This window comes from Cupriavidus sp. H18C2 (genome assembly GCF_049393795.1).
GTDB lineage: Bacteria > Pseudomonadota > Gammaproteobacteria > Burkholderiales > Burkholderiaceae > Cupriavidus > Cupriavidus pauculus_C.
Window position 1 is genome coordinate 1,872,294 of sequence record NZ_CP186010.1, and the last position, 25,579, is coordinate 1,897,872.

Annotated in this window: 29 protein-coding genes and 1 pseudogene; 2 read left to right on the forward strand and 28 right to left on the reverse strand. The window is 65.7% G+C overall.

All coding sequences use genetic code 11. From position 1 onward, the window contains the following. Positions 1-94: 94 nt before the first annotated feature. The 10 genes and pseudogenes from creD to EPAKOI_RS08515 form a co-directional block, all read right to left on the reverse strand. Entirely contained in the window at positions 95-1,519 is a 1,425-nt protein-coding gene (gene creD, locus EPAKOI_RS08470; RefSeq protein WP_423191980.1) for a cell envelope integrity protein CreD, read from the reverse strand. A gap of 88 nt (positions 1,520-1,607) precedes the next feature. Next, the gene (gene creC / locus EPAKOI_RS08475) at positions 1,608-3,050 is read right to left on the reverse strand and encodes a two-component system sensor histidine kinase CreC (RefSeq protein WP_423191981.1); all 1,443 of its coding nucleotides are present in this window, start codon (positions 3,048-3,050) and stop codon (positions 1,608-1,610) included. 6 nt (positions 3,051-3,056) lie between these two features. Beyond that, a pseudogene (gene creB / locus EPAKOI_RS08480) lies at positions 3,057-3,759 on the reverse strand (two-component system response regulator CreB). A gap of 430 nt (positions 3,760-4,189) precedes the next feature. Next, positions 4,190-5,812 (reverse strand): ABC-F family ATPase, encoded by a 1,623-nt coding sequence (locus tag EPAKOI_RS08485; protein ID WP_124684182.1) that lies wholly within the window; start codon positions 5,810-5,812, stop codon positions 4,190-4,192. Between the two features lie 161 nt (positions 5,813-5,973). Then, positions 5,974-6,897: a muramoyltetrapeptide carboxypeptidase gene (ldcA, locus tag EPAKOI_RS08490; RefSeq protein ID WP_423191982.1), complete on the reverse strand. Its 924-nt coding sequence runs from the start codon at positions 6,895-6,897 to the stop codon at positions 5,974-5,976. 57 nt (positions 6,898-6,954) lie between these two features. Further along, positions 6,955-7,506, reverse strand: coding sequence for a tRNA adenosine(34) deaminase TadA (tadA, locus tag EPAKOI_RS08495; protein ID WP_124684180.1), 552 nt, complete (start codon positions 7,504-7,506; stop codon positions 6,955-6,957). 6 nt (positions 7,507-7,512) lie between these two features. After that, positions 7,513-7,989: a 6-carboxytetrahydropterin synthase QueD gene (gene queD, locus EPAKOI_RS08500; protein ID WP_423191983.1), complete on the reverse strand. Its 477-nt coding sequence runs from the start codon at positions 7,987-7,989 to the stop codon at positions 7,513-7,515. Positions 7,990-7,992: 3 nt separating this feature from the next. Beyond that, positions 7,993-8,628 (reverse strand): 7-carboxy-7-deazaguanine synthase, encoded by a 636-nt coding sequence (gene queE / locus EPAKOI_RS08505; RefSeq protein WP_423191984.1) that lies wholly within the window; start codon positions 8,626-8,628, stop codon positions 7,993-7,995. Positions 8,629-8,775: 147 nt separating this feature from the next. Next, positions 8,776-9,285 carry a DUF1993 domain-containing protein gene (locus EPAKOI_RS08510; RefSeq protein ID WP_423191985.1) on the reverse strand — a complete coding sequence of 170 codons (510 nt, stop codon included), beginning with the start codon at positions 9,283-9,285 and terminating at the stop codon, positions 8,776-8,778. 114 nt (positions 9,286-9,399) lie between these two features. Further along, positions 9,400-10,443 (reverse strand): endonuclease/exonuclease/phosphatase family protein, encoded by a 1,044-nt coding sequence (locus tag EPAKOI_RS08515; RefSeq protein WP_313836547.1) that lies wholly within the window; start codon positions 10,441-10,443, stop codon positions 9,400-9,402. A gap of 209 nt (positions 10,444-10,652) precedes the next feature. On the opposite strand from EPAKOI_RS08515, the gene EPAKOI_RS08520 reads away from it, so the two are divergent. Both EPAKOI_RS08520 and EPAKOI_RS08525 read left to right on the forward strand, forming a co-directional pair. After that, positions 10,653-12,176 carry an MFS transporter gene (locus EPAKOI_RS08520; protein ID WP_124684175.1) on the forward strand — a complete coding sequence of 508 codons (1,524 nt, stop codon included), beginning with the start codon at positions 10,653-10,655 and terminating at the stop codon, positions 12,174-12,176. Positions 12,177-12,341: 165 nt separating this feature from the next. Then, a complete protein-coding gene (locus EPAKOI_RS08525) occupies positions 12,342-13,517 on the forward strand; it encodes a diguanylate cyclase (protein ID WP_423191986.1) in 1,176 nt (391 codons plus the stop codon). Positions 13,518-13,741: 224 nt separating this feature from the next. On the opposite strand, the gene EPAKOI_RS08530 is transcribed toward EPAKOI_RS08525, so the two are convergent. From EPAKOI_RS08530 to EPAKOI_RS08615, 18 genes are all read right to left on the reverse strand, one after another. Next, positions 13,742-14,404: a hypothetical protein gene (locus EPAKOI_RS08530; RefSeq protein ID WP_423191987.1), complete on the reverse strand. Its 663-nt coding sequence runs from the start codon at positions 14,402-14,404 to the stop codon at positions 13,742-13,744. Further along, positions 14,401-15,228: a ComEC/Rec2 family competence protein gene (locus EPAKOI_RS08535; protein ID WP_423191988.1), complete on the reverse strand. Its 828-nt coding sequence runs from the start codon at positions 15,226-15,228 to the stop codon at positions 14,401-14,403. The genes EPAKOI_RS08530 and EPAKOI_RS08535 overlap by 4 nt, the downstream gene beginning before the upstream one ends. A gap of 201 nt (positions 15,229-15,429) precedes the next feature. After that, positions 15,430-15,657, reverse strand: a complete 228-nt coding sequence (locus EPAKOI_RS08540) for a hypothetical protein (RefSeq protein ID WP_423191989.1) — start codon at positions 15,655-15,657, stop codon at positions 15,430-15,432. A 39-nt stretch (positions 15,658-15,696) separates the two neighbouring features. After that, positions 15,697-15,888, reverse strand: a complete 192-nt coding sequence (locus tag EPAKOI_RS08545; protein ID WP_423191990.1) for a hypothetical protein — start codon at positions 15,886-15,888, stop codon at positions 15,697-15,699. Next, positions 15,885-16,088, reverse strand: a complete 204-nt coding sequence (locus EPAKOI_RS08550; protein WP_423191991.1) for a hypothetical protein — start codon at positions 16,086-16,088, stop codon at positions 15,885-15,887. The genes EPAKOI_RS08545 and EPAKOI_RS08550 overlap by 4 nt, the downstream gene beginning before the upstream one ends. After that, positions 16,069-16,563: a hypothetical protein gene (locus tag EPAKOI_RS08555; protein WP_423191992.1), complete on the reverse strand. Its 495-nt coding sequence runs from the start codon at positions 16,561-16,563 to the stop codon at positions 16,069-16,071. The genes EPAKOI_RS08550 and EPAKOI_RS08555 overlap by 20 nt, the downstream gene beginning before the upstream one ends. After that, positions 16,560-16,766, reverse strand: coding sequence for a hypothetical protein (locus tag EPAKOI_RS08560; RefSeq protein WP_423191993.1), 207 nt, complete (start codon positions 16,764-16,766; stop codon positions 16,560-16,562). Before EPAKOI_RS08560 ends, EPAKOI_RS08555 begins: the two co-directional genes overlap by 4 nt. Next, positions 16,756-16,962 carry a hypothetical protein gene (locus EPAKOI_RS08565; RefSeq protein WP_423191994.1) on the reverse strand — a complete coding sequence of 69 codons (207 nt, stop codon included), beginning with the start codon at positions 16,960-16,962 and terminating at the stop codon, positions 16,756-16,758. Before EPAKOI_RS08565 ends, EPAKOI_RS08560 begins: the two co-directional genes overlap by 11 nt. 153 nt (positions 16,963-17,115) lie before the next feature. Beyond that, positions 17,116-17,298, reverse strand: coding sequence for a hypothetical protein (locus EPAKOI_RS08570; RefSeq protein ID WP_423191995.1), 183 nt, complete (start codon positions 17,296-17,298; stop codon positions 17,116-17,118). Between the two features lie 11 nt (positions 17,299-17,309). Beyond that, entirely contained in the window at positions 17,310-17,663 is a 354-nt protein-coding gene (locus EPAKOI_RS08575; protein WP_423191996.1) for a hypothetical protein, read from the reverse strand. Positions 17,664-17,665: 2 nt separating this feature from the next. Then, the gene (locus EPAKOI_RS08580) at positions 17,666-18,580 is read right to left on the reverse strand and encodes a hypothetical protein (protein ID WP_423191997.1); all 915 of its coding nucleotides are present in this window, start codon (positions 18,578-18,580) and stop codon (positions 17,666-17,668) included. A gap of 263 nt (positions 18,581-18,843) precedes the next feature. Beyond that, entirely contained in the window at positions 18,844-19,161 is a 318-nt protein-coding gene (locus EPAKOI_RS08585; protein ID WP_423191998.1) for a helix-turn-helix domain-containing protein, read from the reverse strand. Positions 19,162-19,404: 243 nt separating this feature from the next. Further along, complete coding sequence (locus tag EPAKOI_RS08590) at positions 19,405-20,967, reverse strand: primase-helicase family protein (RefSeq protein WP_423191999.1); 1,563 nt, start codon at positions 20,965-20,967, stop codon at positions 19,405-19,407. After that, positions 20,964-21,287, reverse strand: coding sequence for a hypothetical protein (locus EPAKOI_RS08595; protein WP_423192000.1), 324 nt, complete (start codon positions 21,285-21,287; stop codon positions 20,964-20,966). The genes EPAKOI_RS08590 and EPAKOI_RS08595 overlap by 4 nt, the downstream gene beginning before the upstream one ends. Before the next feature lie 14 nt (positions 21,288-21,301). Beyond that, positions 21,302-21,565, reverse strand: a complete 264-nt coding sequence (locus tag EPAKOI_RS08600; protein ID WP_423192001.1) for a helix-turn-helix transcriptional regulator — start codon at positions 21,563-21,565, stop codon at positions 21,302-21,304. Between the two features lie 143 nt (positions 21,566-21,708). Beyond that, complete coding sequence (locus EPAKOI_RS08605; RefSeq protein ID WP_423192002.1) at positions 21,709-23,052, reverse strand: tyrosine-type recombinase/integrase; 1,344 nt, start codon at positions 23,050-23,052, stop codon at positions 21,709-21,711. A 223-nt stretch (positions 23,053-23,275) separates the two neighbouring features. Further along, positions 23,276-24,895: a glutamine-hydrolyzing GMP synthase gene (guaA, locus tag EPAKOI_RS08610; protein WP_124684173.1), complete on the reverse strand. Its 1,620-nt coding sequence runs from the start codon at positions 24,893-24,895 to the stop codon at positions 23,276-23,278. Next, complete coding sequence (locus EPAKOI_RS08615) at positions 24,870-25,547, reverse strand: hypothetical protein (protein WP_124684172.1); 678 nt, start codon at positions 25,545-25,547, stop codon at positions 24,870-24,872. Before EPAKOI_RS08615 ends, guaA begins: the two co-directional genes overlap by 26 nt. Positions 25,548-25,579 lie beyond the last annotated feature (32 nt).

Below are 25,579 nucleotides of genomic sequence, written 5' to 3' on the forward strand. Positions count from 1 at the left end.
GCCAGCGGTTCAAATCGCGACCAGTCGGCAAGCAGAACCTCAACGCCCTCTCCCCCGGCCCCTCTCCCCGCGATGCGGGAGAGGGGAGCAAACACTAGTCCGCCGCGGTCTGCTTGCTGACCTCGTCGGCAGGCTGCATCCCCGCTGCCACAGCGCCCTGCCCGCCCCCCACCGCATACCAGTCCACCTTCCGCGTGACCGCCATGATGATGGCCAGCGTCACGAACAGCAGCGCGGTGCCCAGGACCAGCGCGTTGTCCTCGGACACGAGCAGCCCGTAGAGCGCGCCGTACAGCGCCGTCAGCAGCGCGGCAAAGCCCAGGCCGCGTTGCCAGCTTCGCAGCACGAACGACAGGTAGAAGCCCAGCAGGCCGATGCAGGCCGCACTGGCCGTCAGATAGGCCAGCACGAATGCCACGTGCTCGGACAGGCTGACCAGCAGCAGGAAGAAGATCGCCAGCGCCAGGCCGGCCAGCAGGTACTGGATCGGGTGGATGCGCAGCGACTTGACCAGTTCGAACAGGTAGAGCCCGGCAAACGTCAGCACGACGAACAGCAGGCCGTACTTGACCGCCCGCTCGGCCTGCACGTAGATGTTGACCGGCTCCATCAGCGTGACGGACGCGGCCTGCAGGTCGTGCACGCCCTGCTGGGTGGCCAGCTGCTCGCGCACGCGGGTGTTGAACGACGTGATCGACCAGTCGGCGCGGAAGCCGTCGGCCGTGACCGTGCGCTGGCGCGGCAGGAAGTCGCCGTCGAAGCTCGGGTGTGGCCACGGGGACTGCATGCTGAACTGGTTCAGGCCGGCCACCGGCGTGACCGCCATCGCGCAAGCGCCCAGCACCGCCAGCTTCATCGAGAACGGCACCACGCGCGCCTCGGCAGGCTTGCCGGCCGCGCCGGACACGTCGACGCGCCCGTGCAGTCCCTGCGGCAGACTCGGCAGCCGCGTGCCCTGCGAAAGCTGCACCGCCGTACCGTCCAGCGCGATGACCGGCTCCGAGACCAGCCCGCGCATGTCGGCCACGCCCACCACCACGTACGGCTGGCCCATCTCGAAGCGAACGTGGTGGGTCGATTCCGGCAGCTCGGGCCGCGCCTTGGGATCGGGCAGTTCGATCGTGCCGGACAGCTCGCTGGCCGTTTCGTAGACGATGGTCTTGTGGATGCCCCGGTAGCGCTCGCTCGGCGTGATGGCGGTCTGCACCCGCAGCGACTTCGGGAACACCAGCAACTGGCGCATTTCCTCGCGGTACGGGGCCAGCGGCGCCGGCACCGCGTTCTGCGTCAGCGGGCGGTCCGCCGGCGGCGGCACGGCGATGATTTCCTTGTACGGCACGACGATGACCGGCCCGGTCAGCGTCTGCGGGCCGGCGTAGCTCTGCCAGATGCTGCGCTCGGCCTGGTCGCGGTATACGCCGCGCTCGTGGACGATGCCGAGCACCATCTGGAGCGCGATCCAGAGCAGTACGACGACCGCGCCGATCGTGACGATGCGAAAAATCAGAGGCTTGTTCATGGTGTCCTGTGACAGTCGGGTTGACGTGCCGCAAGACTAGCGAGCCGCTGTGGGCGCGATGTGGGGGCGATGTGGGCCCGGTGTGAAGTCAGGCCGCCAGCGGCACGGTCAGCCGTGCCCGGGTGCCGCCGCCGTCGCGGTTGGCCACCTCGATGGTGCCGCGATGGAGCTGGGCCACCTCGCGCACCAGGCAGAGCCCGAGCCCGGTGCTGCGGTTGCGCCCGCCGGGCCGGGGCAGCGAATAGAACCGCTCGAACAGCCGCCCCTGGGCGAAGTCCGGGATGCCGGGGCCGCGGTCGTCGATTGTCACGGCCACCGCGTCCTGCGCGGGCAGCGGGTCCAGCGCGATGTCGATGGTGGTACCGGCCGGCGCAAAGTCGAGCGCGTTCTCCAGCAGGTTGACGATGGCCTGGCGCAGCAGGAACGGGTCGCCGGTCGTGGCCGGGCCCGGGCCGGCCGGCGCCTGCCAGTGCAGCCGGACATCGCGCTGGCGTGCGCGTGGTTCCAGCGCGGCCACGATCTGGCCGATCTCGGGCGCCAGCGGCACGCGCGCCGCGTTCTCCAGCCGCTGGCGCTGCTCCACTTCGGCCAGCGTCAGCAGCTTGCGGATCAGTTCGTCCAGCCGCTGCGTCTGGCTGCGGATATTGCCGACAAAGCGCGCGCGGTCGGCCGGCGGCATGTCTTCCTGCAACAACTCCGCCGCACCGCCGATGGCCGCCAGCGGGCTTTTCATCTCGTGGGTCAGCGTGTGGATGTAGTGCTCGACGTACTGCTTGTCTTCCAGCCGCAGCCGCATAGTTTCCACGGCGCGGCCCAGCTCGGCCAGTTCGCTGGCGCCGCGCAGCGGCATTTCGGCGCGTTCGCCGGCCGCCACGGACCGCGCGTAGCGCTGCAGCTTGCGCAGGCCGATGACCAGCCACAGCGTGCAGACCACGCCGATCACCGCCGCGCCGCCAATCAGCAGCAGCCCGTAGGTCAGGATCTTGCCCTGGCTGCGCGCGATGAACGGCGCCACCGACCGGTTCGGCTTGGCCACGGTCAGCACGCCGATGATGCGCGCGCCGTCGCGGATTGGCGCGGCCACGTACATGACCGTGCTGGCCTCGTCGTCGGGATCGGTGCGGGTGCTGCGGGCGCCGTATTTGCCCTGCAGCGTCAGGTAGACGTCGTTCCAGCGCGAATAGTCGGCGCCCAGCGCCTGGCCCGTGGAATCGAAGCGGACGATGCCGCGGTCGTCGGTGATGTAGATGCGGTAGCCGATGGCGTCCTTGTGCATGCCCCAGACGCTGGCGTCGACCGGGCTTTCCTGCAGCCGCGCCAGCTTGCGGGCGAAATTGCCATCGGCGAGCTGACCGTTGCGCAGGTCGTCGGCGGCCAGCACGGCCAGCACGTTGGCGGTGTCGACCAGCGTGTCTTCCATCGCCTGGCGCACGCCGGGCTTTACCTCCTGCACGAACACGCGCAGCGTCAGGAACGCGGCCAGCCCGACCACGAGGAAAAAGCCGAAGAAGATGCGCAGGCCGATGTGCATGGCCGCCTAGGCGTCGAGCGAGTAGCCCATGCCGCGATGGGTGCGGATCGGGTCGGCCGACGAGTCCACCTCGCGCAGCTTGGCGCGCAGCGTCTTGACGTGGGTATCGACGGTGCGGTCGACCGTGTCGAGCGCGTCGTGCCAGACCAGGTCCATCAGCTGGGCGCGCGCATAGATGCGGCCCGGATGGGCCACCAGCAGCGCGAGCAGCCGGTATTCGTAGCGCGTCAGGTCCAGCCAGCGGCCGCGCCAGGCCAGCCGGGCGCCGGCTTCGTCATGATGGAAACCTTCGGGCCGCAGCGGCTGGGGGCGCGGCGGCGGGCTGGGCCGGCGCCGGCCGGGCGCGCCGCAGGATCACGCGCACCCGGGCGGCCAGTTCGCGCGGCGAGAACGGCTTGACCACGTAGTCGTCGGCGCCGATCTCCAGCCCGACGATGCGGTCGATTTCCTCGTGCCGGGCGGTCAGGAAGATCACCGGCACGTCGGAAAACGTGCGCAGCGTGCGGCAGACCTCGAAACCGCTGATGTCGGGCAGCCCGACGTCCAGGATCACCAGGTCCGGCGCGTCGGTGCCGGCGCGCAGCCGCGCCAGCGCGTCGCTGCCCAGCAGGCAATGGGTGGCCTGCATGCCGTCGGTGCGCAGGGCATAGACGATCGTGTCGGCAATCGCGGATTCGTCTTCGACGACGAGGATGGCTGGCGGTTTCATCGCCGCGTATTATCCGCCATCGCGCGCCGGTTCGGGCACGCGCAGCAACTGGCGCACGCGCCGCAGGAAACCTTCGATGTCGGGAATGCGGCGGCGTCTCATGGCTGGGCTCCGATGGGTGGGAGGCCAGTCTGGGCGCGGTGTGTGAAGGGAGGGTGTGGCGGGGGTGAAGGCTGGGGTGCCGGCCTGCGGCGACGGCGTCTGGCACTGCCGGCTGGTGGGCTCCCCTCTCCCGCCGCGCGGGAGAGGGGTTGGGGGCGAGGGCGTTGCGGCGCTGCTTGCCGACATGTGGCAATTTGAACCGCCTGCCCTCTCCCCCTGCCCCTCTCCCGCAGCGCGGGAGAGGGGAGCAAACCAGCGGGATATCGAGCTTGAATCTTGCGCTTGTCGTCTCCCCTCTCCCGCTCGCGGAGACAACCCGAAGCGGGAATTACGCCTCGATGCCTTGCGAGGCCAGGTACTCGTCGTACGTGCCCAGGTAGTCGGTGATCGTGCCGTCGGTGCGCACTTCGATCACGCGCGTGGCCAGGCCGTTGATCAGTTCGCGGTCGTGGGAGACGAAGATCAGCGTGCCCGGGAACTTGTCCAGCGCGATCTGGAGCGACTCGATGGACTCCATGTCCATGTGGTTGGTCGGCTCGTCCATGGCCAGCACGTTGTGGCGGCCCAGCATCAGCTTGCCCCAGATCATGCGGCCCTTTTCACCGCCGGACAGCACCTTGACGTTCTTCTTGATGTCGTCGGCCGAGAACAGCAGGCGGCCCAGCGTGCCGCGCAGCGACTGGTCGTCGTCGCCGGCCTGGGTCCACTGGCTCATCCAGTCCATCACGGTGGCGTCGTTCGGGAATTCCTCGTACGTGTCCTGCGGCATGTAGCCCACGTTGGCGTTCTCGGCCCACTTGACCGTGCCGCGGTCCACTTCCACGCCGCGCTGCACGCCCGTCTGCACGATGTTGCTCAGCAGGCTGCGCAGCAGCGTGGTCTTGCCGGCGCCGTTCTCGCCGACGATTGCCACGCGCTCGCCCGCCTGCACGGCCATCGACAGGTTGTCGATGATCTTGCGCTCGTACGTCTTGGTGATGCCCTCGACTTCCACGGCCAGGTTGTGCAGCTTCTTCTCGAACTCGAAGCGGATGAACGGGTTCTGGCGCGACGACGGCTTGATGTCCTCGACCTTGATCTTCTCGATCTGCTTGGCGCGCGACGTGGCCTGGCGGGCCTTGGACTTGTTGGCCGAGAAGCGGCGCACGAAGTCCTGCAGCTCGGTGATGCGCTCCTTGGCGCGCGCGTTGGCGGCCATCTGGCGCTCGCGGGCCTGCATCGACGCCTGCATGTAGTCGTCGTAGTTGCCCGGGTAGACCTTCAGCGTGCCGTAGTCCATGTCGGCCATGTGCGTGCACACGGAGTTCAGGAAGTGGCGGTCGTGGGAAATGATGATCATGGTGGAGTTGCGCTCGTTGAGCACGTCTTCCAGCCAGCGGATCGTGTTGATGTCCAGGTTGTTGGTCGGTTCATCCAGCAGCAGGACGTCCGGGTTCGAGAACAGCGCCTGCGCCAGCAGCACGCGCAGCTTCCAGCCCGGCGCGATGTCGCTCATCGGGCCCTGGTGCTGGTCGGTCGGGATGCCCACGCCCAGCAGCAGCTCGCCGGCGCGCGCCTCGGCGGTGTAGCCGTCGTACTCGGCGTAGCGGGCCTCCAGCTCGGCGGCCTTCATGTAGTCCTCGTCGGTGGCTTCGGGGTTCGCGTAGATGGCGTCGCGCTCGCTGGCGGCGGCCCACATCTCCACGTGGCCCATCATCACCACGTCGAGCACGCGGTTGTCTTCATAGGCGAACTGGTCCTGGCGCAGCTTGCCCAGGCGGATGCCCGGCTCCAGCATCACGGTGCCGGCCGACGGCTCCAGGTCGCCGCCCAGGATCTTCATGAACGTGGACTTGCCGCAGCCGTTCGCGCCGATCAGGCCGTAGCGGTTGCCCTCGCCGAACTTGACCGAGATGTTCTCGAACAACGGCTTGGGGCCGAACTGCATGGTGATGTTTGCGGTAGAAAGCACGTCTGGACCTTGTCTGGAATGTGGGGGTGCCCCGATGGGCCCCGCCCCGCTGGCGGCCGGATTGTGGACGGCACGCACCCGATTGGCGTGCCCGGCGCAGCGAAATGAGGAAATAACCCGCGATTTTACCACTCGCGGCAGGCGCCGTCAGCCGTGCCGGCCTACAGCGTGGGATAGCCCGACAGCGCCAGGGTGAAGCCTTCGGCACTGGCTTCGAGCCGGGCCTGCCCGCCCACGGGCAGCGTCAGCTTGCGCGGGCAGTGGCCGAACGGCAGGCCGGTCAGCACCGGCACGCGCAGCCGGGCGCGCAGGTAGTCGAACACGGCGTCCATGTCGTAGCCGTTGTCGTAGTCGGTGGTGCGGTAGTTCGAGAAATCGCCCAGCACGATGGCCTGCTGGCGGTCCAGCACGCCGGCCTGCAGCAGTTGCAGCAGCATCCGCTCCACGCGGTACGGCGGCTCGTTGATGTCTTCCAGGAACAGGATGCCGCCGTCCACCGTCGGCAGGTACGGCGTGCCCAGCAGGCTGCAGAGCATGGCCAGGTTGCCGCCCCAGAGCGTGCCTTCGACGGTCCTGGTGCCGGGCGCGGCCTGGGGCGCGGGCACCTCGACCCGGTACGCGGGCTGGCGCAGGATGGCGTCGAAGTGCTGCCACATGTACGGGTCCACCAGTTCCGGGCCGAAATCGGCCAGCAGCATCGGCCCCGCGAACGTCACGCCGCCCGTGGCGGCCAGGTAGGCAAGCTGGAACGCCGTGAAATCGCTATGGCCGACGATGGGCGTGCCGCTGGCGCGCGCCTGGTCGGCAATCCGCGCAAAGTCGATCTGGCCCAGCAGCCGCGCCAGCCCGTAGCCGCCGCGCACCGCCAGCGTCAGTTCCGGCGCGGTGCCGGTGCCGATGGCGTGCAGGTCGGCCAGCCGCTCGGCGTCGGTGCCGCCAAAGCGCAGGTGGCGCCGGGCGAGGATGTCCGGATTGGCGACGCGGTAGCCGTGCCCGGCCAGCCAGGCGCAGCCGCGCTCGGCCACATTCAGGTCATGCGGGTAGCCGGAGGCGGCAATCAGGCGGACGTCGATGGGGTGGGTCATGCTGGGCAGGGGTCGATGCGGCGATCGGTGCACGGGATCGGAAGCACCGATTCTCGCCTAATCGGCCGCCGGTGGCGAGGGCGGCACGCCCTGCCCGTCCCGTGCGGCCTGTTGTGCGGCTTTCTGCGCGCGGCGGCGGGCGCCAAAGAAATCGCGCAGCAACTGCCCGCATTCGTCGGCCATCACGCCACGCGCGAGCGTGGTCTGGTGGTTCAGCGTGGCCTGTGCGAACAGGTCGACAACGCTGCCGGCTGCGCCGGTCTTGGGATCGGTTGCGCCGAACACGACGTGCTTCAGCCGGGCGTGCAGGATGGCGCCGCTGCACATCGCGCATGGCTCCAGCGTCACATACAGCTCGCATTCGGGCATGCGATAGTTGCCCAGCACCTTGGCGGCGGCGCGCAGGGCCTGCATTTCGGCGTGCGCGGACGGGTCGACGGAGCGGATCGGCAGATTGTGGCCGCGCGCGATGATGGCGTCGTTCCAGACCACCACGGCGCCCACCGGCACTTCGCCGGCGGCCTCGGCCAGGCGCGCCTCTTCCAGCGCGGCCGCCATGTAGAAGCGGTCGCGCGCGGCGGCGTCTTCGAACTGCGGCGCGCCGGACATGGCCGGTCAGTCCTGCGCCGGCAGCGACAGCGGCGCGCTCACCTCGGCCCAGCAGTTCGGCGTTTCGAACAGCACCAGCCGGGTGAGCTGCAGGTGATGGCCGAAGCAGTCCTTGAACACAGGCGCCAGGATGTCGAACGCGGCCTGGGCCAGGTTCTCGACGGTCGGGATGCTGTCGATGACCACGGTCTTGTGGTTGTCCATCGACTGGAGGAAGTTCAGCAGCGCGGTGTCGCCGCGGTCGATCAGGAACGCATGGTCCCATTTCGACACCAGGTGCTCGTTGGCCAGCGCCTTGATGTCGCCGAAGTCCAGGATCATGCCGTCGTCGGACGCGCCTTCCTGGCGCAGCACCTCGCCGGCCAGCGTCAGGTCCAGCCGGTAGCGGTGGCCGTGGATGTTGCGGCACTGGCCGCCGTGGCTCGGGATACGGTGGCCGGCGTCGAATTCAAGGCGGCGCGTGATCGAAACTTGTTTGCTCATGTGTCAGCGAATGCCCAGCAGCTTGTGGGTCTGGAGCGACAGGCGCCAGCGCGGATGGCGCTGGCAGAAATCCACCGCCGCAGCCGTATTCTGACGGGCCAGCGGGCCGTCCATGGCCTGCACCAGGAAATAGCGGAAATCCAGTTGCTCGTATGCGGCGAAGTCCTGGCCGGCCTGCGGCATCACCACCTTCAGCTCGTCGCCCTTGGTGACCACCAGTTCCGAGCCCATCTTCGGGCTGACGCAGACCCAGTCGATGCCCTCGGGCACCGGAATCGTGCCATTGGTCTCGATGGCGATCTCGAAGCCGTGCGCGTGCAGCGCGTTGATCAGCGGCGCATCGAGCTGCAGCAGCGGCTCGCCGCCCGTGCAGACCACCAGCGGCTGGCCGCCGGCGCCCTGCGGCCATTCCGACGCCACCACGGCCGCCAGTTCCTCTGCGGTGCGGTACTTGCCGCCGCGCGTGCCGTCGGTGCCGACGAAGTCGGTGTCGCAGAACTGGCACACCGCGCGGGCGCGATCTTCCTCGCGGCCGGTCCAGAGGTTGCACCCCGAAAACCGGCAGAACACCGCCGCACGGCCGGCGTTGGCGCCTTCGCCTTGCAGCGTATAGAAGATTTCCTTGACGGCGTAAGTCATGCGATGGGAACGGTAATAGGGCGCGGGGGCCTTTCTGCTTAAAAACTAGGCAATCGCCGGCAGGCGAGCAACCGGCGATTGTATCAAGAACCTAGGGTTTTTGCTAAGTGGCCGATGCCGCCACACCGCTCCCGTCGCCCTGCCGGCTCAGCGCGGGGCGCCCAGGTAGTCCATCTTGCCGATCTGCACGCCCTTGTGGCGCAGGATGTCGTAGGCCGTGGTCACGTGGAAGTAGAAGTTCGGCAGCGCAAACCCGAGCAGGTAGCTCTTGCCGTCGAACGTCACCGGGCCGTTGCGCAGCTTCAACTCCACCACGCGCGTCTCGCTGCCTTCCAGCTGTTCGGGGCGGATGGTCTTCAGGAAGCCGATGGTCTTGGCAATCCGCGCCTGCAGGTCCGGGAACGTGGTCTCGTCGTCGGGGTACGACGGGATCTCGAGGCCGGCCAGCCGCGCCGCGCAGCCCTTGGCCGAATCGCTGGCCCGCTGGATCTGGGCCGGCAGCGCGTCCATGTCCGCCACCAGGCGGGTCTGGATCAGCTCGGCGGCGTCCATGCCCTGCGCCTTGGCGTGGGCGGCGCCCTTGTCCAGGATCGCGGACAGGTTCGTCAGGGCCCGGATGAACACCGGGATCGAAACGTCGTACATCGAGAGGGCCATGGGGGCTCCTTGGTCGTGGGATGGGGACGATGCCTGCGCGGTGTCCGGCGGTGGTGGGCCCCGCCTGCCGGCGCCGCAGGCGCAAGCATAGACCGGAACCGCGCCCCGTGCTGGCTAGCGCGCCAGGCCCTCCAGCCAGGCGTCTGCGTCGTCGATGCCGAACTCGATCCACATCGGCAGGTGGTCGCTCATGCGGTAGGTCCGCCAGTCCTTGAAGCTGCGGCCCGGGCGCGACTGGCGCTCGGCGGCGTAGGCGTCGGCATCGGCCAGCCGGTACACGTGCTCGAACACGTCGAACACGCCCGCGCGGCCGGTGGGCGCCATGCTCGACAACTGCCGGAAATAGGCGATCTGGTCGTAGTGGCGGTCCTTGCCCACGTTCGATCCTGGCACCGATTGCAGCTCGGGCGGCACGATGAAGCCCGCCTTGGTGATGGCCTGCATCGTCACGTCGCGGCGATTGAAGATATTGAAGTCGCCGAGCAGGATCAGGTTGCCCGGATCGGGCTTGGCGCCGGGCGCCGGCTGCGGCGCGGCGGACAGCTTGCCGGCTGCCTGGGCGACGGTCTGGCTGAACGCCGTGATCTCGGCCAGCCGGCGCGCGTCGTCGGGCCGGCTGGTGCCGTAATAGATGTGGACGGTGGCCAGCGTCAGGTAGGCCCATCCCGCCTGGAACCCGGCCAGGTACGGCGAGCGCGCCAGCTGCACCGGCGCCGGCGCGGACCGGCCCGGCGGGGGCAGCACCAGTTCGGCCGCCAGCCCCGTGAAGCGGACCTTGCGGCGGTCGTAGAGATAGGCCATGCGCTCGGCGTTGCCGGAGGCGCCCAGCGTGACGTCCGTCACCAGATGGCCCCACCACGGGCCGAGCATCCGCTGCAGGCGCTGCAGCGGGTACAGGCCGTCGCGCACCTCCTGGACCGCGATCAGGTCGAAGCGGCTCAGCACTTCGGCGATGTACAGGTACGCCTCGTCGGACCGGTAGCCGTACTTGCCTGAATCGAACTCGCGGATGTTCCACGTCGCCAGCAGCAGCGTGTCGGTGGCGGTGCGGGCGGGAATTTCCTGCGCCAGCGCCTGCCGCAGGCGGGTCAGGCCGCCGATGGCGCGCGCGCGCGCGGCGGCGTCTGTGATCTGTTCGAGGCAATCGTAATGGGTCATGGGAGAGCGTGGCCGCTTGTAAAAAAGCGGCCATCGTGGCCACGCCCGCGCCGGTCTGCCATGGCCTGCGTCAAGACTCCGCGCCGCCGGCCCCCTTTTCCAGCAGACGACGATGCCGCACCGCACCCCGTGATCCGCGTCAAGACTGTCACTTATCCCCGGAAATACGATGGACCGAGCATCGCACCCATCACAACCAGAGGACAGTCATGAACCACGTCACGGGTAATACCGCGGGCGGTCGCGGCATCGACACACCGCCCAGGCCAGCGCAAGCGCAACCGCCACACTTCGCCGGCAACGACCGGGTGCTGTTTGGCATCGTCCTGGGGGTGCTGACGTTCTGGCTGTTCGCCCAGACCACGCTCAACATCGCGCCCGACATGGGCGAGGAGCTGGGCCTGGCGCCCACGACGATGAACATCGCCGTGGCCATCACGGCACTGTTCTCGGGCATCTTCATCGTGTTCATGGGCGGCATTGCCGACCGCATCGGCCGCTACCGGATCCTGCAACTCGGCTTCTGCCTGAGCATCGCGGGATCGCTGCTGGTGGCGCTGGCCCCGGCCGGCACGCTGGCCGCACCCGCGCTGCTGGCCGGCCGCGCGCTGCAGGGGCTGTCGGCGGCGTGCATCATGCCGTCGAGCCTGGCGCTGATCAAGACGTACTGGCAAGGCGCGGCACGCCAGCGCGCGATCAGCATCTGGTCGATCGGCTCCTGGGGCGGATCGGGGCTGTGCTCGATCTTCGGCGGGGTGGTTTCGGCCCAGTTCGGCTGGCGCGCCATTTTCTTCATCTCGGTGGCGGCGGCCGTGGCCGGGCTGATGATGATCCGCGGCACGCCCGAGACGCGCGCCGAGAGCCGGCGCGACGCCGGGATCGACCGGCTGGGCATCCTGACCTTCATGGTGGCGATGATCGCGCTGCAGGTGGTGGTCACGCAGGGCGCCCGGTTTGGCTGGTCCAGCCTCAACACGCTGCTGCTGGCGGCGCTGGCGGTGGTATTCGGCGCGGTCTTCCTGCGCCACGAGCGCCGCACGGCCGACCCGTTCATCGACTTCCGTCTGTTCCGCAGCCGCATCTACACCGGCGCCACGATCTCCAACTTCATGCTCAACGGCGTGGCCGGCACGCTGATCGTGGTCATGCAGCTCGTGCAACTGGGCGGCAGCCTGACCGCCCGGCAGGCCGGCATGCTGACGATCGGGTTCGCGGTGACCATCATCGCGTTCATCCGCGTGGGCGAGAAGCTGCTGCAGCGGTTTGGCGCGCGCAAGCCGATGCTGTGGGGCTGCGTGCTGACCGGGGCGTCGGTGATCTGCCTGGGGATGACGCACCTGACGCTTGAGGACTACAAGATCGCCGCGATGATCGGTTTTGCGCTGCAGGGCATCGGGCTGGCGTTCTACGCGACGCCGTCGACCGATGCGGCGCTGTCCGCCCTGCCCGAGCAGCAGGCGGGCGCCGGGGCCGGCATCTACAAGATGGCGTCGTCGCTGGGCGGCGCGTTTGGCGTGGCGATCTCGGCGGCCATCTTCACGGCGGTGCGCGTTCACCCCGAGGGGGCGTCGGTGCTGAGCGGCCTGATCGACTTCCAGGGCTCGCAGGAACAGGTGGCCGTACGGGCCGCCGCGATCCTGGCGCTGCTGTTCAACCTGTCGATGGTCGTGGTGGCTGCCATCTCGATCATGCTGACGATTCCGCGCGCCCCGGCGCGCCTGCCCCGCCCGTAACCGTGTAATGCCGGCGGCACGTCGGCCCGCGAGGGCCGGCCGCGCGGCGTTTTCCCGCAACAGGCAAGCCACGGAGAACTTCGGAACCATCCACGGACAGCCGTAATTCCAACGTAGAATTCCGGCTGCCGGCGCAACGCGCTGGCGCAATGTCTTTACATCTGGATGTACGTCGATCTCCTCACCCTTTATCTTCTGGCGATAGGCACCCTGCTGGCCAGCGCGGGCATGATGTTCTGGGAGCATCGCGCCAATCCCCGCCACAGCCGGGCGCTGCGCGTGCTCGCCGCCGGGTTTGCGACGATCGCCATCGGCTGCGCCGGCGTGCTGTTCCGCCGCACCCTGCCCGGTGCGCTCGGTTCGGCACTTTGCAATCTCGTCATCCTGTCTGGTTACCTGCTGGTCCTCAACGGCATTGCCGCCTTGAGCGGGCGGCGCTATCGCGTCAGCGCGGCGGTGGTGCTCGTCGGCATGGCGGGCATATGGGTCGTATCCGGCGCCCGGTGGATGGATCTGGTCTGGAACCACATCAGCGCCTTCCCCATCGCCGCCGTCAGTGCGATGACCGCGCGCGAGATGCTGCGCTGCGACGCCATGAAGCCGTTCTTCGCGCGGCATATCGTCGTGGCCGTGACCGGCATCCACGCCGTGCTGTACCTGGGTCGCGCCTTCCTGCTGCCGTGGCTGGTGTCGGCCTACGGGCCGGCGCTGCAGGCCGCCGCCAGCAAGGTGACGATGTACGAAGGCGTGCTGTATTCGGTGATCCTGCCGATGACCATCCTGAAAATGATCCGCGAGGAAAATCACGGCCAGCTGCTGCAGGAATCGCTGACCGACTACCTGACGCGCCTGGGCAACCGCCGCTGGTTCTTCGAGCAGGGCCACCGCATTCTCGGCGGCGCCGGCGCCCGGGGGCCCGTGGCCGTGCTGGCCTTCGACCTCGACCAGTTCAAGGCGATCAACGACCGCTACGGCCATCACGCGGGCGACGAGGTGCTGAAGTCGTTCGCGGCCATCGCGCGCGAGGTGGTGGGCGCGGACACGCTGCTGGCGCGCATCGGCGGGGAGGAATTCGCCGCCCTGCTGTCGGGCGACGACGCGCGCCGCGCGCAGGCGCTGGGCGAGGCCGTGGCGAAACGGTTCGCCGAGAACGTCTCGGCCCGGACCGGCAATGTCGGCATCCCGGCCACGGTCAGCATCGGGCTGGCGCAGTTCGATGGCCCGGCCCCGGCCCTGGGCGACGCGCTGGCGCAGGCGGACCGGGCGCTCTATCGCGCCAAGGCGCTGGGTGGCAACCGGCTGGAAGTGGCGCCGCGCGAGGCACACCCGGCGGCTGTCTGAGGGAAGACGGACGGGGCGACGCGGACGGGGCGACGCGGACGCGGCGCCACCGCCCGGTTCAGGCGCGGATGGCCGCGCCCGGAGGGGTCATCGGGGAGATCACTCCCACTCAATAATCAACAGGACGGCGAAACCCGCATGGATATTGGGCTTTCTGGCGTTGCGCTTTCGCCATACCGTCACGGATACCGTCAAGCTGGAGCGCCCTTCTTGAATACTTGAAGCTACTGAGTTGCCGTGCCCCGCGCAGCAGGCGCTGCCTTCACCTTCGCGGTCGAGTGGACCGCCAACACGTTGCAAACGAACCGCGTGCCGCTGTTACGCGCGCCAAGGGCGCAAACCACGTACTGCAGGGCGAATAGGCCGCCAGCGATCCATCGGCTTGCGGGCGGTGCCCCCGCGTACCAAAGCGCGGCAGGCACTAGCGGGATCAACAGCAGCGACATGGCCGCCATGTCCCGGTACATCAGGTACAGCTTGTGAGCGTGCGACACGGCCGGGTCATCGCCCACCAGCCGATAGAGCTTGTACCACTTCGCATTCTGTTCGCCTGGATCGGTCGGCAAGGCACCGACATTCTTTGCCAGCGCCTTCATGTCGATACGGGCATCTGCCGGTGCGTACTTCGTGAACGCCTGGCTACCTGGCAGCGGATTCTTGATCCTCCAGTAGACGAGCCTCGCCTTAGCATCGTGCGACAGAAGACCTGTCAGCAACAGAATCACCACGGGTAACAGCGGCGCTGCACTGGCGCGGAGCATCGCCATCTTGCTGGCGTCCACCAACTCAGGCGCAATGAAAAGAAGCACCACAGCCGCGTCCAGGATGGCCAGCATAACCAGCCATTTGATGTTCGCGTCCTTCAGGACATGTGAGCGAGCTTTCATCCTTGATACTCGGTGTCGATCTGGAAATTGCCGTGGCCGTCCACTTCGAACTGAATCCAACCGTCGCGCCGTGTAGTGAGCACGTGCCTATTGCGTCCCGAGGTACGCACGAACACGCCACCAGGGTGGTGCCTCATCACCTGATTGCGGTACATCTGGACCGTACCCTGAGTATCGTGCACGACAGATTTGTCTGAAATCACCACGGCCTGCGGGTGGCAGTAGGCAAAGACATCCTCGCAGTACCCGTTGTCGCGACCGTGGTGCGAAGCCACAAGGATGTCCACACCAGAGAGCATCGCGCGAAATGAGGGGTTAAGCAGATGATTCCTCCAGCCGGGCCCCTCTAGATCCCCCGGGAAAAGAATACCGAAGGGGCCAAACTTGATGAATACGACAAGGCTAAGGTCATTCGTCTTCTGGAACTGCGGCCACGTGTTGTAGAACATGGTGGCCGTGATGCCGCCCATGCTGGTGTTGAACGGGTTCTGGATCGGCGCGGTAAAGGTACCCAGGTTTTGCAGATATCGCTTCGCGTCGCTCGTCAGCGGACCACTCTGGCGCTTTACTGCTTCGAACGCCTGAGGCCCAAACGTCGGATTGTGATGCATGACGGTCACATTGATTCCGGCGTCCCACAGGCTCTGAAGCCCGCTCATGTGGTCCTGATCGGCATTCGTGATGAACAGATAATCCAACTGGTATCTGCCCAGCGTTCGCGTGATGTAATCCGCCGGTGTCCAGTCGTGCGTGTCGCCGCTGTCGATCATCGCCAGCCTTCCACCAACATCACCGGTCGGCGTTGGCGTGACATGCTGAATCATGGCGCAAGCGCCGTGCTCCACGTCCCAAACGCGGAGCCGCATAACCCCAGGCATAGTAGCCCCCAAGTCCCAAGACAGGAGCTAATGTAATGCCAGATGCCTGCAGCCGCTAGTTTTGGCGGACTGCACCTTCAACTTACTAACAGATAGGCGCCGTTAGCGTCCGCAAAAAGCCCGCGCTAGGCGGGCTCGATGGGGAAATCAGGCAGTGGCCGGGAACACGTCTAGCGCGTGCTGCACGTTCGCCAGTGTCGGCATGTGGTTGCGGAGCGCCTGGTGCACGTCTGCGGCAAGCTTTGCGCGCAAATCGTTTTCGATGGGCAGTCCAGCGTAGGGTTCCAGCGCGTCGGCTGCCATGTCGGCCAGCTTTCCAGCGAGTCCTTGAAGGAGATTGATACGGGCGTTTTCGGTGTGGCTCAGAACTTCCATTGTTGCTACGGCTCGATATTGCAGGGTTGAAAAGCTTGTTTAAACGGTGCTGCGTTGCTGCGCCTCGGCGGCCAGATCATCAACGCCAGCGGCACGCAAGGCAGCGGCGGACAGCGCCAACGCATCGGTGCGCCGTCGCTCGCGGTCGGCCGGCGTCACAACGGGGCCGAGTACCCGCGCCACCAGGCCGTCCCACAATGCGCTCTCTTGCTTCGCTGCTGCGCTGGTCATCGCGCATCCCTCGCCAGTTCGCTGGCCCGATGCGCCAGGTCATCGCGGCCGGCGCGCAGGAATGCCACCGTGACTTCCAGCATCAGCGTGGCGGCGCGTTCCATCGCGGCGGCGCGCTCGGCTTCGGCTTCGTGCGGCGCCGTCAGGAACAGCATGGCGCGTTTGGCGGACTTCAGGATTTCATTCGTCGGCGTCTGCATGGTCGTCAGTCTCGTTCAGGTCTGGTTCGGTTTCGGCAGCCGTTCTCAGTGCCGTAATCAATTCTTCGCGCAGTTTCTGTTTGAAGGCCGTTTCATTGGTCTCACCGAGAAGCTGCAGCACGGCGCGCTGCGGTACACGCAAGACGTTGTATTTGATGATTGCGTACTTGGCGGCCTGTACGCGCTCAAACTCGCTTACCATCGCCACGTCGCCGCGTGCTTTCGCCAGTTCCAGTTCGGCGAGCGTGGCATCGGCGGTAATCTTGCGTAGCCGCGCCTTGTTGATTTCCTCGCCAACGTCGCCGCCAGTCTGGTGCGCGATCAGCGCGGGAACTGCATCACCCAGGCGGTACTTGTTGCGGCCGGTGCGCTCGATAACGCCATCCTCAGCGCACTTGCGGACCCAGCGCGTTGTCATGTCGAACAGCGCAGCCAGGTCAGCGTCAGTTACTTCCAGGCTGAGAATTGCGCTCATGCCGTGGCTTCCTTGTCCGGCGTGGTCGGTGCCGGCTTCCAGTCGCGGAAGGCAAACGATGGGCCGCGCCACGTCTTCATCGCCTCGCTGATTAGCCTGGCCTTCTCACGATCCTTAGCGGGCAGGCGCGTGTCTTTGGCAATCTCGGCTGCCGTACTCGCAGCAGTCGTAATCAACACCAGCAGGTTCGTTTCATCGACCATTTTTTGCTCCACGCGCCTGTTCCAACCAGGGGCCGTTCGGATCGATCTTGCGGGCACCAGGCGAAGCGCGACGCTTGGCGCGTTTCAGCTTGCGTTTGTCCTGACGTGGCGCCTTTTGCGCCGGCACCTGCGGCGATTCCGCTTCATTCTTGTCAGTTGCTCTGCCCAACAGGGCCGAAATGATCTTTCGTAGCATGTTGTTTGTGTCAGCGAGTTGAGGGGGTGCCCGATATTTCCGGCGTCGGGACCGCGCGTGTGAAACAGCCGCGTGGCATCAAACGTCCTGGTGCGGCAAACTCCCAGGCTCGCGCGCTTTCTCAACCAAGGCAGCGCGAGTAGCCTTGTCCGCTTACCCAGCGGCCGGGGACATATCCGTTTGCGTCGTCAGCGCGCGCTGCAACAGCGCTTCAATGGTCTGGCTGGCAGTCATCCCGCAGCCGGCACGTTGGCTCATGTTTCGGCGCTCGGCTTCCAGGCGCTCGACCATCGGTGTTGGCAGCGTGACGTTGATTTTTTGGCGTTTCGTTTCCATGTGGCTGTTCCTCAGAGACTTAGGGGCTTCCAGTCGCGCCAGCGCGGCCGGTCGTCGTGCTCTGCTGTCTGCGTGGATTGGCGCAGGGCCATCCTGGCGCGGGTCAGCAGAAACTGCGTGGCGCGCTTGGCCTGCTCCGGGTTCAAGTCCTGGAACGTCGCCTGAATGGCCGCCTCTGCGCGTTCCTCAGTGAGAATGAAGCCACGGCGGCCAGGCAACATCACGAAAGCGCGCGCACCATCTTCGTCCGCTTTGTAACGCGGGACGATGTGGGCTGCCTCAATGGCCGCCAGCACATCGGCCGGCGGTTCGGTGGTGAGCGGCTCGGGCTGCTTCACCAGACGTTCAAACCAGCCGCGCCGCATGATTAGGCTGCCTTCCAGAATGCGCTGGCGTCCGGCACGAGCGGCAGCATGTTGGCGAACACGGTAATTTCCATGTCGCCGTACAGGCTGGTACGCTTGGCGTGGACCGAGATTTCCGGGTGCACCGCGACGCCTGCGCGGGTGAACGATCCCACGATGGTTTCGGCAATGGTCGGCGTCAGTTCACCCAGCACGCCAGCGGCGCGCAGGGTGCCGTCTTGGCCAACAGCGGCGCCGGTGGCAGCGGTGCCGATCAGCGCGCGCAGTTCAGCGAATTCAAGACCGCGCGTCGCAGCAGCGCCCAGGGTGAAGGCTGACGGCGACGCGGCAACGATGGCGTCCAGCAGCGTGCTATCTGCTGCGCGAGCCAGGCCCAACACGATTGCATGGGCCACAGCGGCTTCCAGGTCGTAGCCCGCATCCTTGCCCTGGCGGCGGGTGATGGCCGTGCTGAACGCGATGGACGGCGCCGTGGGCCAGGAGATGTCAGCGGACTTCACAGGCAGCGGGCTAGTGGTCGCGTTTGCACCATCGGCAACGGCGCCGAAGGTAGCCGGGTCAACGATCACCAGCGCGCCTGCGTCGCGATACAACGCCAGTTCGTTCGTGCTGGGCGCCGGACGCTCGGCCGCCACGATGACGTGGGCGCCGGCCTTTGCCACCAGGCTGTTGGCGATCAACGCTGCGGAAACCTTGGTAGTCTTGCCTGCAGACTCGCCGGTCGGTGCGAACGACGCGATGCCCTCTGCGTTCGGGAGCGACGGCAGCGACAGTGCGCGCATGTCGAAAAAGCTGGTCGCCACGGCGGGCTTCTGGATGAAAGCATGCGGCTCGGTCATACCGGCAGCGATGCGCGGCACAATGCCGTGCTCCATGCGGGCACGTTCCAGCAGGTCGGAAAGGTCGAATCGGTCCATGTGTTTGCTCGGTTGCAGTTGTTTCAGTGGATTCTGCGGCGTTCACGCTCCGAATTCCTCTTGTGGGTTCTTCGCGATACGCTTGCTGCAGTCTCCGCTTTCGCGCGACAGATTTCCTCTTGTGGGATTTCCGCACGTTGCAACGTCAAGCCCTCACGCGCGTCCACGATTGGAACTGGAACGACGATTTTTTGTGTCGCAGGGGTGCGGTGTTGCCGGACCCGTGCTCCCGCCCTACGCACCGGCCTCAGGAGGACCCTAGATCACATCAGCTTGCCGGCAGCCCTGGCAGCGCGCCTGCGCCCCTCATCGGTCAGGCTGTACCTACGCCTACCATCCTTCGCCACCAGCCCAGCACGCCCCAGCATCGCAAGCCTGCGCAGCACGGTCCCGCGTGGCATCCCCACATAGGCCGCCAGCTTGTACGCAGTCATTGGCCTGGCCTCCAGGTCGCCAATGGCCACGCCAACCAGCAGCAGCACATCACCCGCGTTCGACGCAAACCGGCGCTCTCTCAGCAGAGCGAATGACAGGTGGCGCATGTCATCCAGGACGCGGTGCAGTGCTGTTCGTTTGGACATTCGCGAGGTAACGGGTAACGGTTGATAACGGGGCTCTCTATAGCCTTCCCAAAAACAACATGTTCACATTCGTGAATACACCTGTTTTCTGGTCTAACTGGAAAGAGCGTTACCTACCGTTACCGTTACCTCAACGCACGATGACGGAATGTCACGCGGCGTAACTTGCTTCAATTCCACGTAATCTGCGCTCCCAACAAAAAACCCGCCGTGGCGGGTTGTGTCGTCGTTGCCTGGAGGCATTCAGAATGGCCGTTCTTCGCGGTCCGGTGCAGACAGCACATCCATTGCGGATTCCCATCCATCCGGCCTGGCACGCGCAATCTCTGCGGCCAGTTCAAACGACTTCGCGTCAACCCATTTGTCCGCATTCCTGAGAATCCAGCATTTCGTCGGCTTGTATCGGGTTTTGATGGTGCGGCCGACTGCTACTGCGCTCAGTTCATCAAGTACACGCCGCATTGCGGCCGTCACGCTCTTTTCCGCACCGTCGCCCAGCACGGCCACAATGTCGTCGTTCATCACCACGTCAGCGGGCCAATGCGCAATCAGTTCTTCCGCGTTGCGCTGGATGATGGATTTCGACGCATCCAGGGCAGCGCGCTTCGCCTCGCTCATAGGCGGCCGTTCGCCAGGATTGAACGCGCTGATATCACGCTCACGCAGATACACGCCCACCGCGTTGATGAACCCGTCATCGTCCAGCATGGCGTAAAGCTTCGCATACGTCTCTGGCGAGCGCGGCGCGGCGTTGTGGCGAACCACGCGCCAGCGGCGGTCAGTGTCGTTCAGCGGCAGCGCGTTGTCGTGGTTGCTGAACACCAGCCAGCGGCAAGAATTGTGTTCCTTAAACTGGCGGCCGAATTTCGGATTGATGATCCGTTCTTCGGCGTTGACCAGCGACTTCAGCCGGTTTGCGTGGCGGAATTGGTTTTCGCCGCCGCCTTCCTGCACTTCGTCAACCATCGCCAGCACGCGGCCAGCCAGCGCGCCGTTGAACTGGCTTTCCAGCAGTGCCGGCAGGTCTACGTTAGGCGCAACATAGCCGCGCCACACACGCGCCAGGACGGAAGCCAGCCAGTTGCGGCCAGTGCCGGTGTTCTTGGCGATGTGCAGCCAGCCATAGTGCGGCAGCACGCCGGGGCGCTGCTCGATGTGGGCCAGCCAATCCAGGAACGCCGCGCGCTCAGCCGGGTCCTCGACCAGATATTCAATCTGCTCCAGGAATAGACCGATATCAGACGCCGCCGGCCGACGCTCGATAGGCCGCCAGGAATTGAGTGCCTGTTCGCCATCAGGGTCGCGGCAGATTTCGCCAGCGCCAGCGTGGAACGTGCGAGCGTGCACCGTCTTGCGGGCAGCGTCCTTCTTCCACAGCACCGCGTTTAGAACCTGACGCGGTTTCGCCTTGCTGTCCGGGTCGCTCACTTCGGTGGTGTTACACGCCATCCAATCGCAAAATTCCCCGAACGACAAAATCGTCTTCGGCGCGCTCAGGCGGCCTACCTGGCTGCCCGCTGCAATCCATACGCAGTCTGCCAGCATGTCTTCCAGGCTCATGACAGGCGGCAAAACGCTAGCGGGGTCGTCCTGGATGCGAGCGTTTTCCTCTCGTTGCCGGCGGCGCCGTTCCTCGTCGCGCGCTTCACGCTGCTGCCTCTCCCACTCCAGGAGCCCTTCGGGCTTCGGAGTACGCGGCGGCGCCGGCTTCTTCTTCAGCTTCGGTGCGGCTGCTACTGGCGGCGTATCAACGCCAGCCAGGCGCTTGAATTCAGCATCCAGATTGGTGCTTTCCGCAAAACTCATTTCGACCCCTTGCGGTCAACCCAGCCAAGTTCACGGAACAGTTCGCGCGCCGCTTCGGTGTAGACAGCCGGCCAATATTTGGGGCGCATGCAATCGCGGAAATATCCGTCACATGCATCCTGGATGCTGGCACCGAACCGGACGCGAGATTGCAGGTAGTTCAACGCCTTTTCTTCCGCCAGGGTTCGCATCCTGGTTTGCTCGGCCTTGATGGCCGCATTGTTGGCGACGTACCACGCTTTGAACTCGGCGGCTGTTTTCATTTGGTCGGTGCTATTATTGAGGTTATGCAGAGTTTTTTCTTGAGGGGTGTTCTTCATTGAGCGCCCCTTTTTTATTGCGCGCTCGCAGCTTCCAACTGCGCGCGCTGCCATTCCTGGATATCTGACAGGCGCCAGGCCGTGACGCCCTGAATCCGGATCGGCTTCGGAAAGCTGCCGTCCTGCACGCGCCGCCAGAGCGTCGGCTTGCTAAACGGGACGAAGCGTTCATTGATAAGTTGCGTGATGCGAAGGTACGTTTCCAGGCCGAGTGTTTGCGTGTTGCGCATTTCGGTATGACTCCATGTGAGATTGCATGGCGCCAGTTTCGGCGTCATTGCGCGCAGTTTCCTCTTGGGTTCTTCGTTTCCTCTTGTGGGATTTCCGCTGTACTGCACCCACAAAGTCACTGCGCGTAACGCTGCGTCACGCGGTCAACAAAAAACCCGGCCGAAGCCGGGTTCTGGTGCGCGCGCGGAAATTAGAGGTCGTCGTCTAAATCATCTTCGTGCACTTCGGCCGCACGCCGCTTAGCGTCAGCTATCAGATCGCGCGCAGACTCACCGCGCATCCAGGTGTCAATCATGTCCGCCCAGCACTGCAGCATGATCTTTCGTTCCGACAAGTATTTGTTCACGTTGTAGATCGCCGCAATGCGGTTGCGCGGTACATGCGCCAGCGACATTTCAATCCATCGCTCATCAAATTTCGCGCGGTTCAGGCCGGTGGAGAACGTGCGCCGGAGGTCGTGCACGCCGAACGTCTGAAAATCTGGCTCATTCTTGCGAATGCGTTCCACCGCCGCATCGATCACGCGATTTAGCGTCGCGTTGCTGATTGGTAAATCGTGGTCGTAGCGGCCTGGATGCAGGTATTTGCTCGCGCCAAAGCAAGACCGCAGCGCCACCAGGATATCCAGCGCCTGTTCGCTCAGTGGGATGACGTGGGCCTTTCCCGCCTTCATACGTTCGGCAGGGATCGTCCACCGCTCGGCGTCAAAATCCACTTCGGCCCAGGTAGCGTCGATAAACTCGCCCTTACGTACGCCAGTCAGCAAAACGAATTTCAGTGCTAGGCGCAGCGTGGGAGTAGTCGCTACCTGCTCCAGCGCGGTAAGGAATGTGCGAATCTCACCAGGCGCCAGTGCGCGGTCACGCGCTTCAAACGTGGCGATGGTGCTTGCCCGTATCGCCTCTGCCGGATTGCTCACGGCCTGGCCGCTGCCTTGCGCGTGCCGGAACACTGCCTGGACGACTTCGCGAACGTGGATAGCTACGGCAGGTCCGCGCTTTTCTTTCGCTTCGTCGCACAGCCGTTTCAACCGCTGCGGGGTCACTTCCTCCAGGCGCAGCTTGCCAAGCTCGGGTTCGATAACGCGGCGGTAAGTGGACCGGCGGAACGCCAGTGTGCTTTCCGCAAGTTGTTCGGCGCCGCTCTTTGGGTCCGCCTTGTGCGCGAAGTAGCTTTCGGCCCAGCCACCGAACGTCAGCGCCTCTGCGGCTGCCGTGCGCTTCTCCACCTTGGCCCTGCTCGGCGAAACGCCGCGTTCCACGTCACGCCTGGCGCGATCCAGCAGCGTGCGCGCTTCGACTAGCGACACGCCCATGCCGTATTCCAGCGCGTCGGGTTCGCGCGTCGGCTTGCCATTCAGACTGGCGTCGTACCGCCCAATGGCCAGTGTCTCGCGCCGTCCGTTTAAACGGTAGTCGTAGCGGAATGAAATCGTCCCCGTGGGCAGCACCGCGACATACATGCCGTCACGGTCGCTCACCTTGAACGCCTTTTCTTTGGGCTCCAGTTTCTTCAGTTCTTGATTGGTCAGCAAATCAGCCTCCAGGGGTCTGGTTTGCCGCTTGATACCGTCAGAGGGTCTGACGGTACAGTGGGCGGCGTTTCATACCGCCCCGAATTGTACCGTCATCCGTACCGCCAAAATGGGCGAGATTGAGCGATACGGGGTGAGACTGTATGTTTGCCTCAACCCCTTGTACCGCAAGGCTTTCCGGGGATTTTCGATACTGCCTGAGACGGCATGAAGTGATCTTAGATCACTCCCACTCGATCGTCGCCGGCGGCTTGCCCGAGACGTCGTAGACCACGCGGTTCAGGCCGCGCACTTCATTGATGATGCGGTTCGAGCAACGGCCCAGCAGCGCGTACGGCAGGTGCGCCCAGTGGGCGGTCATGAAGTCCGTGGTCTGCACCGCGCGCAGCGCCACCACGTAGTCGTACGTGCGGCCATCGCCCATCACGCCGACCGACTTGACCGGCAGGAACACCGCGAACGCCTGGCTGGTCAGGTCGTACCAGCTTTTGCCGACGTGGTGCGGCTCGCACAGGCCCGCGGCGGCGTCCTGCTCGGTGGCCACGGTCTTGCGCAGTTCCTCGATGAAGATGGCGTCCGCACGGCGCAGCAGGTCGGCGTAGTCGCGCTTGACCTCGCCCAGGATCCGCACGCCCAGGCCGGGGCCCGGGAACGGGTGGCGATAGACCATTTCGGGCGGCAGGCCCAGTGCCACGCCCAGTTCGCGCACTTCGTCCTTGAACAAGTCGCGCAGCGGCTCCAGCAGCTTCAGGCCCAGCGTCTCCGGCAGGCCGCCCACGTTGTGGTGGCTCTTGATCGTGGTCGCCTTCTTGGTCTTGGTGCCGCCCGATTCCACCACGTCCGGGTAGATCGTGCCCTGCGCCAGCCACTTGGCATTGCTGAGCTTTCGGGCCTCGGCCTGGAACACTTCGACGAACTCGCGGCCGATGATCTTGCGCTTCTGCTCGGGGTCGGTCACGCCGGCCAGGTGGCCCAGAAACTGCTCGGACGCGTCGATGTGGACGACCTTCGCGTGCAGGCGGCCCGCGAACATCTCCATCACCATCTTGCCTTCGTCCTGGCGCAGCAGGCCGTGGTCGACAAACACGCAGGTGAGCTGGTCGCCGATGGCGCGGTGGATCAGCGCGGCCGCCACCGACGAATCGACGCCGCCGGACAGGCCCAGAATCACCTCCTCGTCGCCCACCTGCTCGCGGATCTTCTGCACTGCTTCGGCGATGTGGTCGCGCATCACCCAGTCCGCGCGGGTGCCGCAGATCTGCAGGACAAAGCGCTCCAGCATCTCGCGGCCCTTGGCCGTGTGCGTGACTTCGGGGTGGAACTGCACGCCGTAGTAGCCGCGCGCCTCGTCGGCCATGCCGGCGATCGGGCAGCTCGGGGTGGACGCCATCAGCTTGAAGCCGTCCGGCAGCGCGGTCACCTTGTCGCCGTGGCTCATCCAGACCTTGAGCATGCCGTGGCCTTCCGGCGTGGCGAAGTCCTCGATGTCCTTGAGCAGGTTCGTGTGGCCGTGGGCGCGCACCTCGGCGTAGCCAAATTCGCGCGAATCGCTCCACTCCACCTTGCCGCCCAGTTGCACGGCCATGGTCTGCATGCCGTAGCAGATGCCCAGCACGGGCACGCCCAGGTCCCACACGGCCTGCGGCGCGCGCAACTGGTGGTCCTCGTAGGTGCTGGCGTGGCTGCCGGACAGGATGATGCCCTTCGGCGCGAAGTCGCGGACGAACTCGTCGGTGACGTCGTTCGGATGGATCTCGCAGTAGACGTGCGCTTCGCGCACGCGGCGGGCGATGAGCTGCGTGACTTGCGAACCGAAATCAAGAATGAGGATTTTGTCGTGCATGATGGGCATTGGGCAGTGCGTCCGGATCGGGTTCGGGCATCACCTCGGTGCCCGGGCCATAGCCCGGGGGCGGCGTGATGACCGGCTCGCGCCGGTATTCGGGGGATGCGGGGGACTTCGTGGCCGGGTGTACCGGGCGGCCGACGCCGCTGTCGGCAACGTCGGTCACGTCGCTTACGTCAGTTACGGGATTCGGATAGTAGACACCGGTCTCGCGCCCGGCGCGGTCAGCCTTTGCCTGGTCAGCAAGCGCGCGTTCGCGCAGCCGCACCTTCTTGGCCGACGGCAACTGGACAATCGCGAAGAACATCAGCATGGCCGCCAGCGTCAGCAGCCAGACCTTGCCGGCCGGCTGCACGGGCATGTCCAGGAACAGCGTCCAGGCGGCGACCAGCAAGGCGCTGGCCAGGTTGACGAGGCCGGCGACGCGCGCCACGGGCACCGTCATCTGGCCATTGAACGTGGCGGAGAACAGCAGCCAGGACATGCCGAGCGTGACCACGCCCAGCAACTGGCCGAACAGGGCCGGCTCGGGCACCGGCAGCTGCAGCGCGGCGTACAGCGTGGTGAACGGCGACATCACGAGCAGCAGGCCAAGCAGCAGATCGAGCAAGGCATCGAAGAACAGCACGGCTCGCAGCAAAACCTTCATGGGCGCTCCTTGTTACGACGCGGCCGCGCCGC

Bases quoted from the DNA above. Each gene is read 5' to 3' on its own strand.
- creD (WP_423191980.1), bottom strand. From the start codon at position 1,519: ATGAACAAGCCTCTGATTTTTCGCATCGTCACGATCGGCGCGGTCGTC.
- creC (WP_423191981.1), bottom strand. From the start codon at position 3,050: ATGCACATCGGCCTGCGCATCTTCTTCGGCTTTTTCCTCGTGGTCGGG.
- ldcA (WP_423191982.1), bottom strand. From the start codon at position 6,897: ATGACCCACCCCATCGACGTCCGCCTGATTGCCGCCTCCGGCTACCCG.
- tadA (WP_124684180.1), bottom strand. From the start codon at position 7,506: ATGTCCGGCGCGCCGCAGTTCGAAGACGCCGCCGCGCGCGACCGCTTC.
- queD (WP_423191983.1), bottom strand. From the start codon at position 7,989: ATGAGCAAACAAGTTTCGATCACGCGCCGCCTTGAATTCGACGCCGGC.
- queE (WP_423191984.1), bottom strand. From the start codon at position 8,628: ATGACTTACGCCGTCAAGGAAATCTTCTATACGCTGCAAGGCGAAGGC.
- EPAKOI_RS08510 (WP_423191985.1), bottom strand. From the start codon at position 9,285: ATGGCCCTCTCGATGTACGACGTTTCGATCCCGGTGTTCATCCGGGCC.
- EPAKOI_RS08515 (WP_313836547.1), bottom strand. From the start codon at position 10,443: ATGACCCATTACGATTGCCTCGAACAGATCACAGACGCCGCCGCGCGC.
- EPAKOI_RS08520 (WP_124684175.1), top strand. From the start codon at position 10,653: ATGAACCACGTCACGGGTAATACCGCGGGCGGTCGCGGCATCGACACA.
- EPAKOI_RS08525 (WP_423191986.1), top strand. From the start codon at position 12,342: ATGTACGTCGATCTCCTCACCCTTTATCTTCTGGCGATAGGCACCCTG.
- EPAKOI_RS08530 (WP_423191987.1), bottom strand. From the start codon at position 14,404: ATGAAAGCTCGCTCACATGTCCTGAAGGACGCGAACATCAAATGGCTG.
- EPAKOI_RS08535 (WP_423191988.1), bottom strand. From the start codon at position 15,228: ATGATTCAGCATGTCACGCCAACGCCGACCGGTGATGTTGGTGGAAGG.
- EPAKOI_RS08540 (WP_423191989.1), bottom strand. From the start codon at position 15,657: ATGGAAGTTCTGAGCCACACCGAAAACGCCCGTATCAATCTCCTTCAA.
- EPAKOI_RS08545 (WP_423191990.1), bottom strand. From the start codon at position 15,888: ATGACCAGCGCAGCAGCGAAGCAAGAGAGCGCATTGTGGGACGGCCTG.
- EPAKOI_RS08550 (WP_423191991.1), bottom strand. From the start codon at position 16,088: ATGCAGACGCCGACGAATGAAATCCTGAAGTCCGCCAAACGCGCCATG.
- EPAKOI_RS08555 (WP_423191992.1), bottom strand. From the start codon at position 16,563: ATGAGCGCAATTCTCAGCCTGGAAGTAACTGACGCTGACCTGGCTGCG.
- EPAKOI_RS08560 (WP_423191993.1), bottom strand. From the start codon at position 16,766: ATGGTCGATGAAACGAACCTGCTGGTGTTGATTACGACTGCTGCGAGT.
- EPAKOI_RS08565 (WP_423191994.1), bottom strand. From the start codon at position 16,962: ATGCTACGAAAGATCATTTCGGCCCTGTTGGGCAGAGCAACTGACAAG.
- EPAKOI_RS08570 (WP_423191995.1), bottom strand. From the start codon at position 17,298: ATGGAAACGAAACGCCAAAAAATCAACGTCACGCTGCCAACACCGATG.
- EPAKOI_RS08575 (WP_423191996.1), bottom strand. From the start codon at position 17,663: ATGCGGCGCGGCTGGTTTGAACGTCTGGTGAAGCAGCCCGAGCCGCTC.
- EPAKOI_RS08580 (WP_423191997.1), bottom strand. From the start codon at position 18,580: ATGGACCGATTCGACCTTTCCGACCTGCTGGAACGTGCCCGCATGGAG.
- EPAKOI_RS08585 (WP_423191998.1), bottom strand. From the start codon at position 19,161: ATGTCCAAACGAACAGCACTGCACCGCGTCCTGGATGACATGCGCCAC.
- EPAKOI_RS08590 (WP_423191999.1), bottom strand. From the start codon at position 20,967: ATGAGTTTTGCGGAAAGCACCAATCTGGATGCTGAATTCAAGCGCCTG.
- EPAKOI_RS08595 (WP_423192000.1), bottom strand. From the start codon at position 21,287: ATGAAGAACACCCCTCAAGAAAAAACTCTGCATAACCTCAATAATAGC.
- EPAKOI_RS08600 (WP_423192001.1), bottom strand. From the start codon at position 21,565: ATGACGCCGAAACTGGCGCCATGCAATCTCACATGGAGTCATACCGAA.
- guaA (WP_124684173.1), bottom strand. From the start codon at position 24,895: ATGCACGACAAAATCCTCATTCTTGATTTCGGTTCGCAAGTCACGCAG.
- EPAKOI_RS08615 (WP_124684172.1), bottom strand. From the start codon at position 25,547: ATGAAGGTTTTGCTGCGAGCCGTGCTGTTCTTCGATGCCTTGCTCGAT.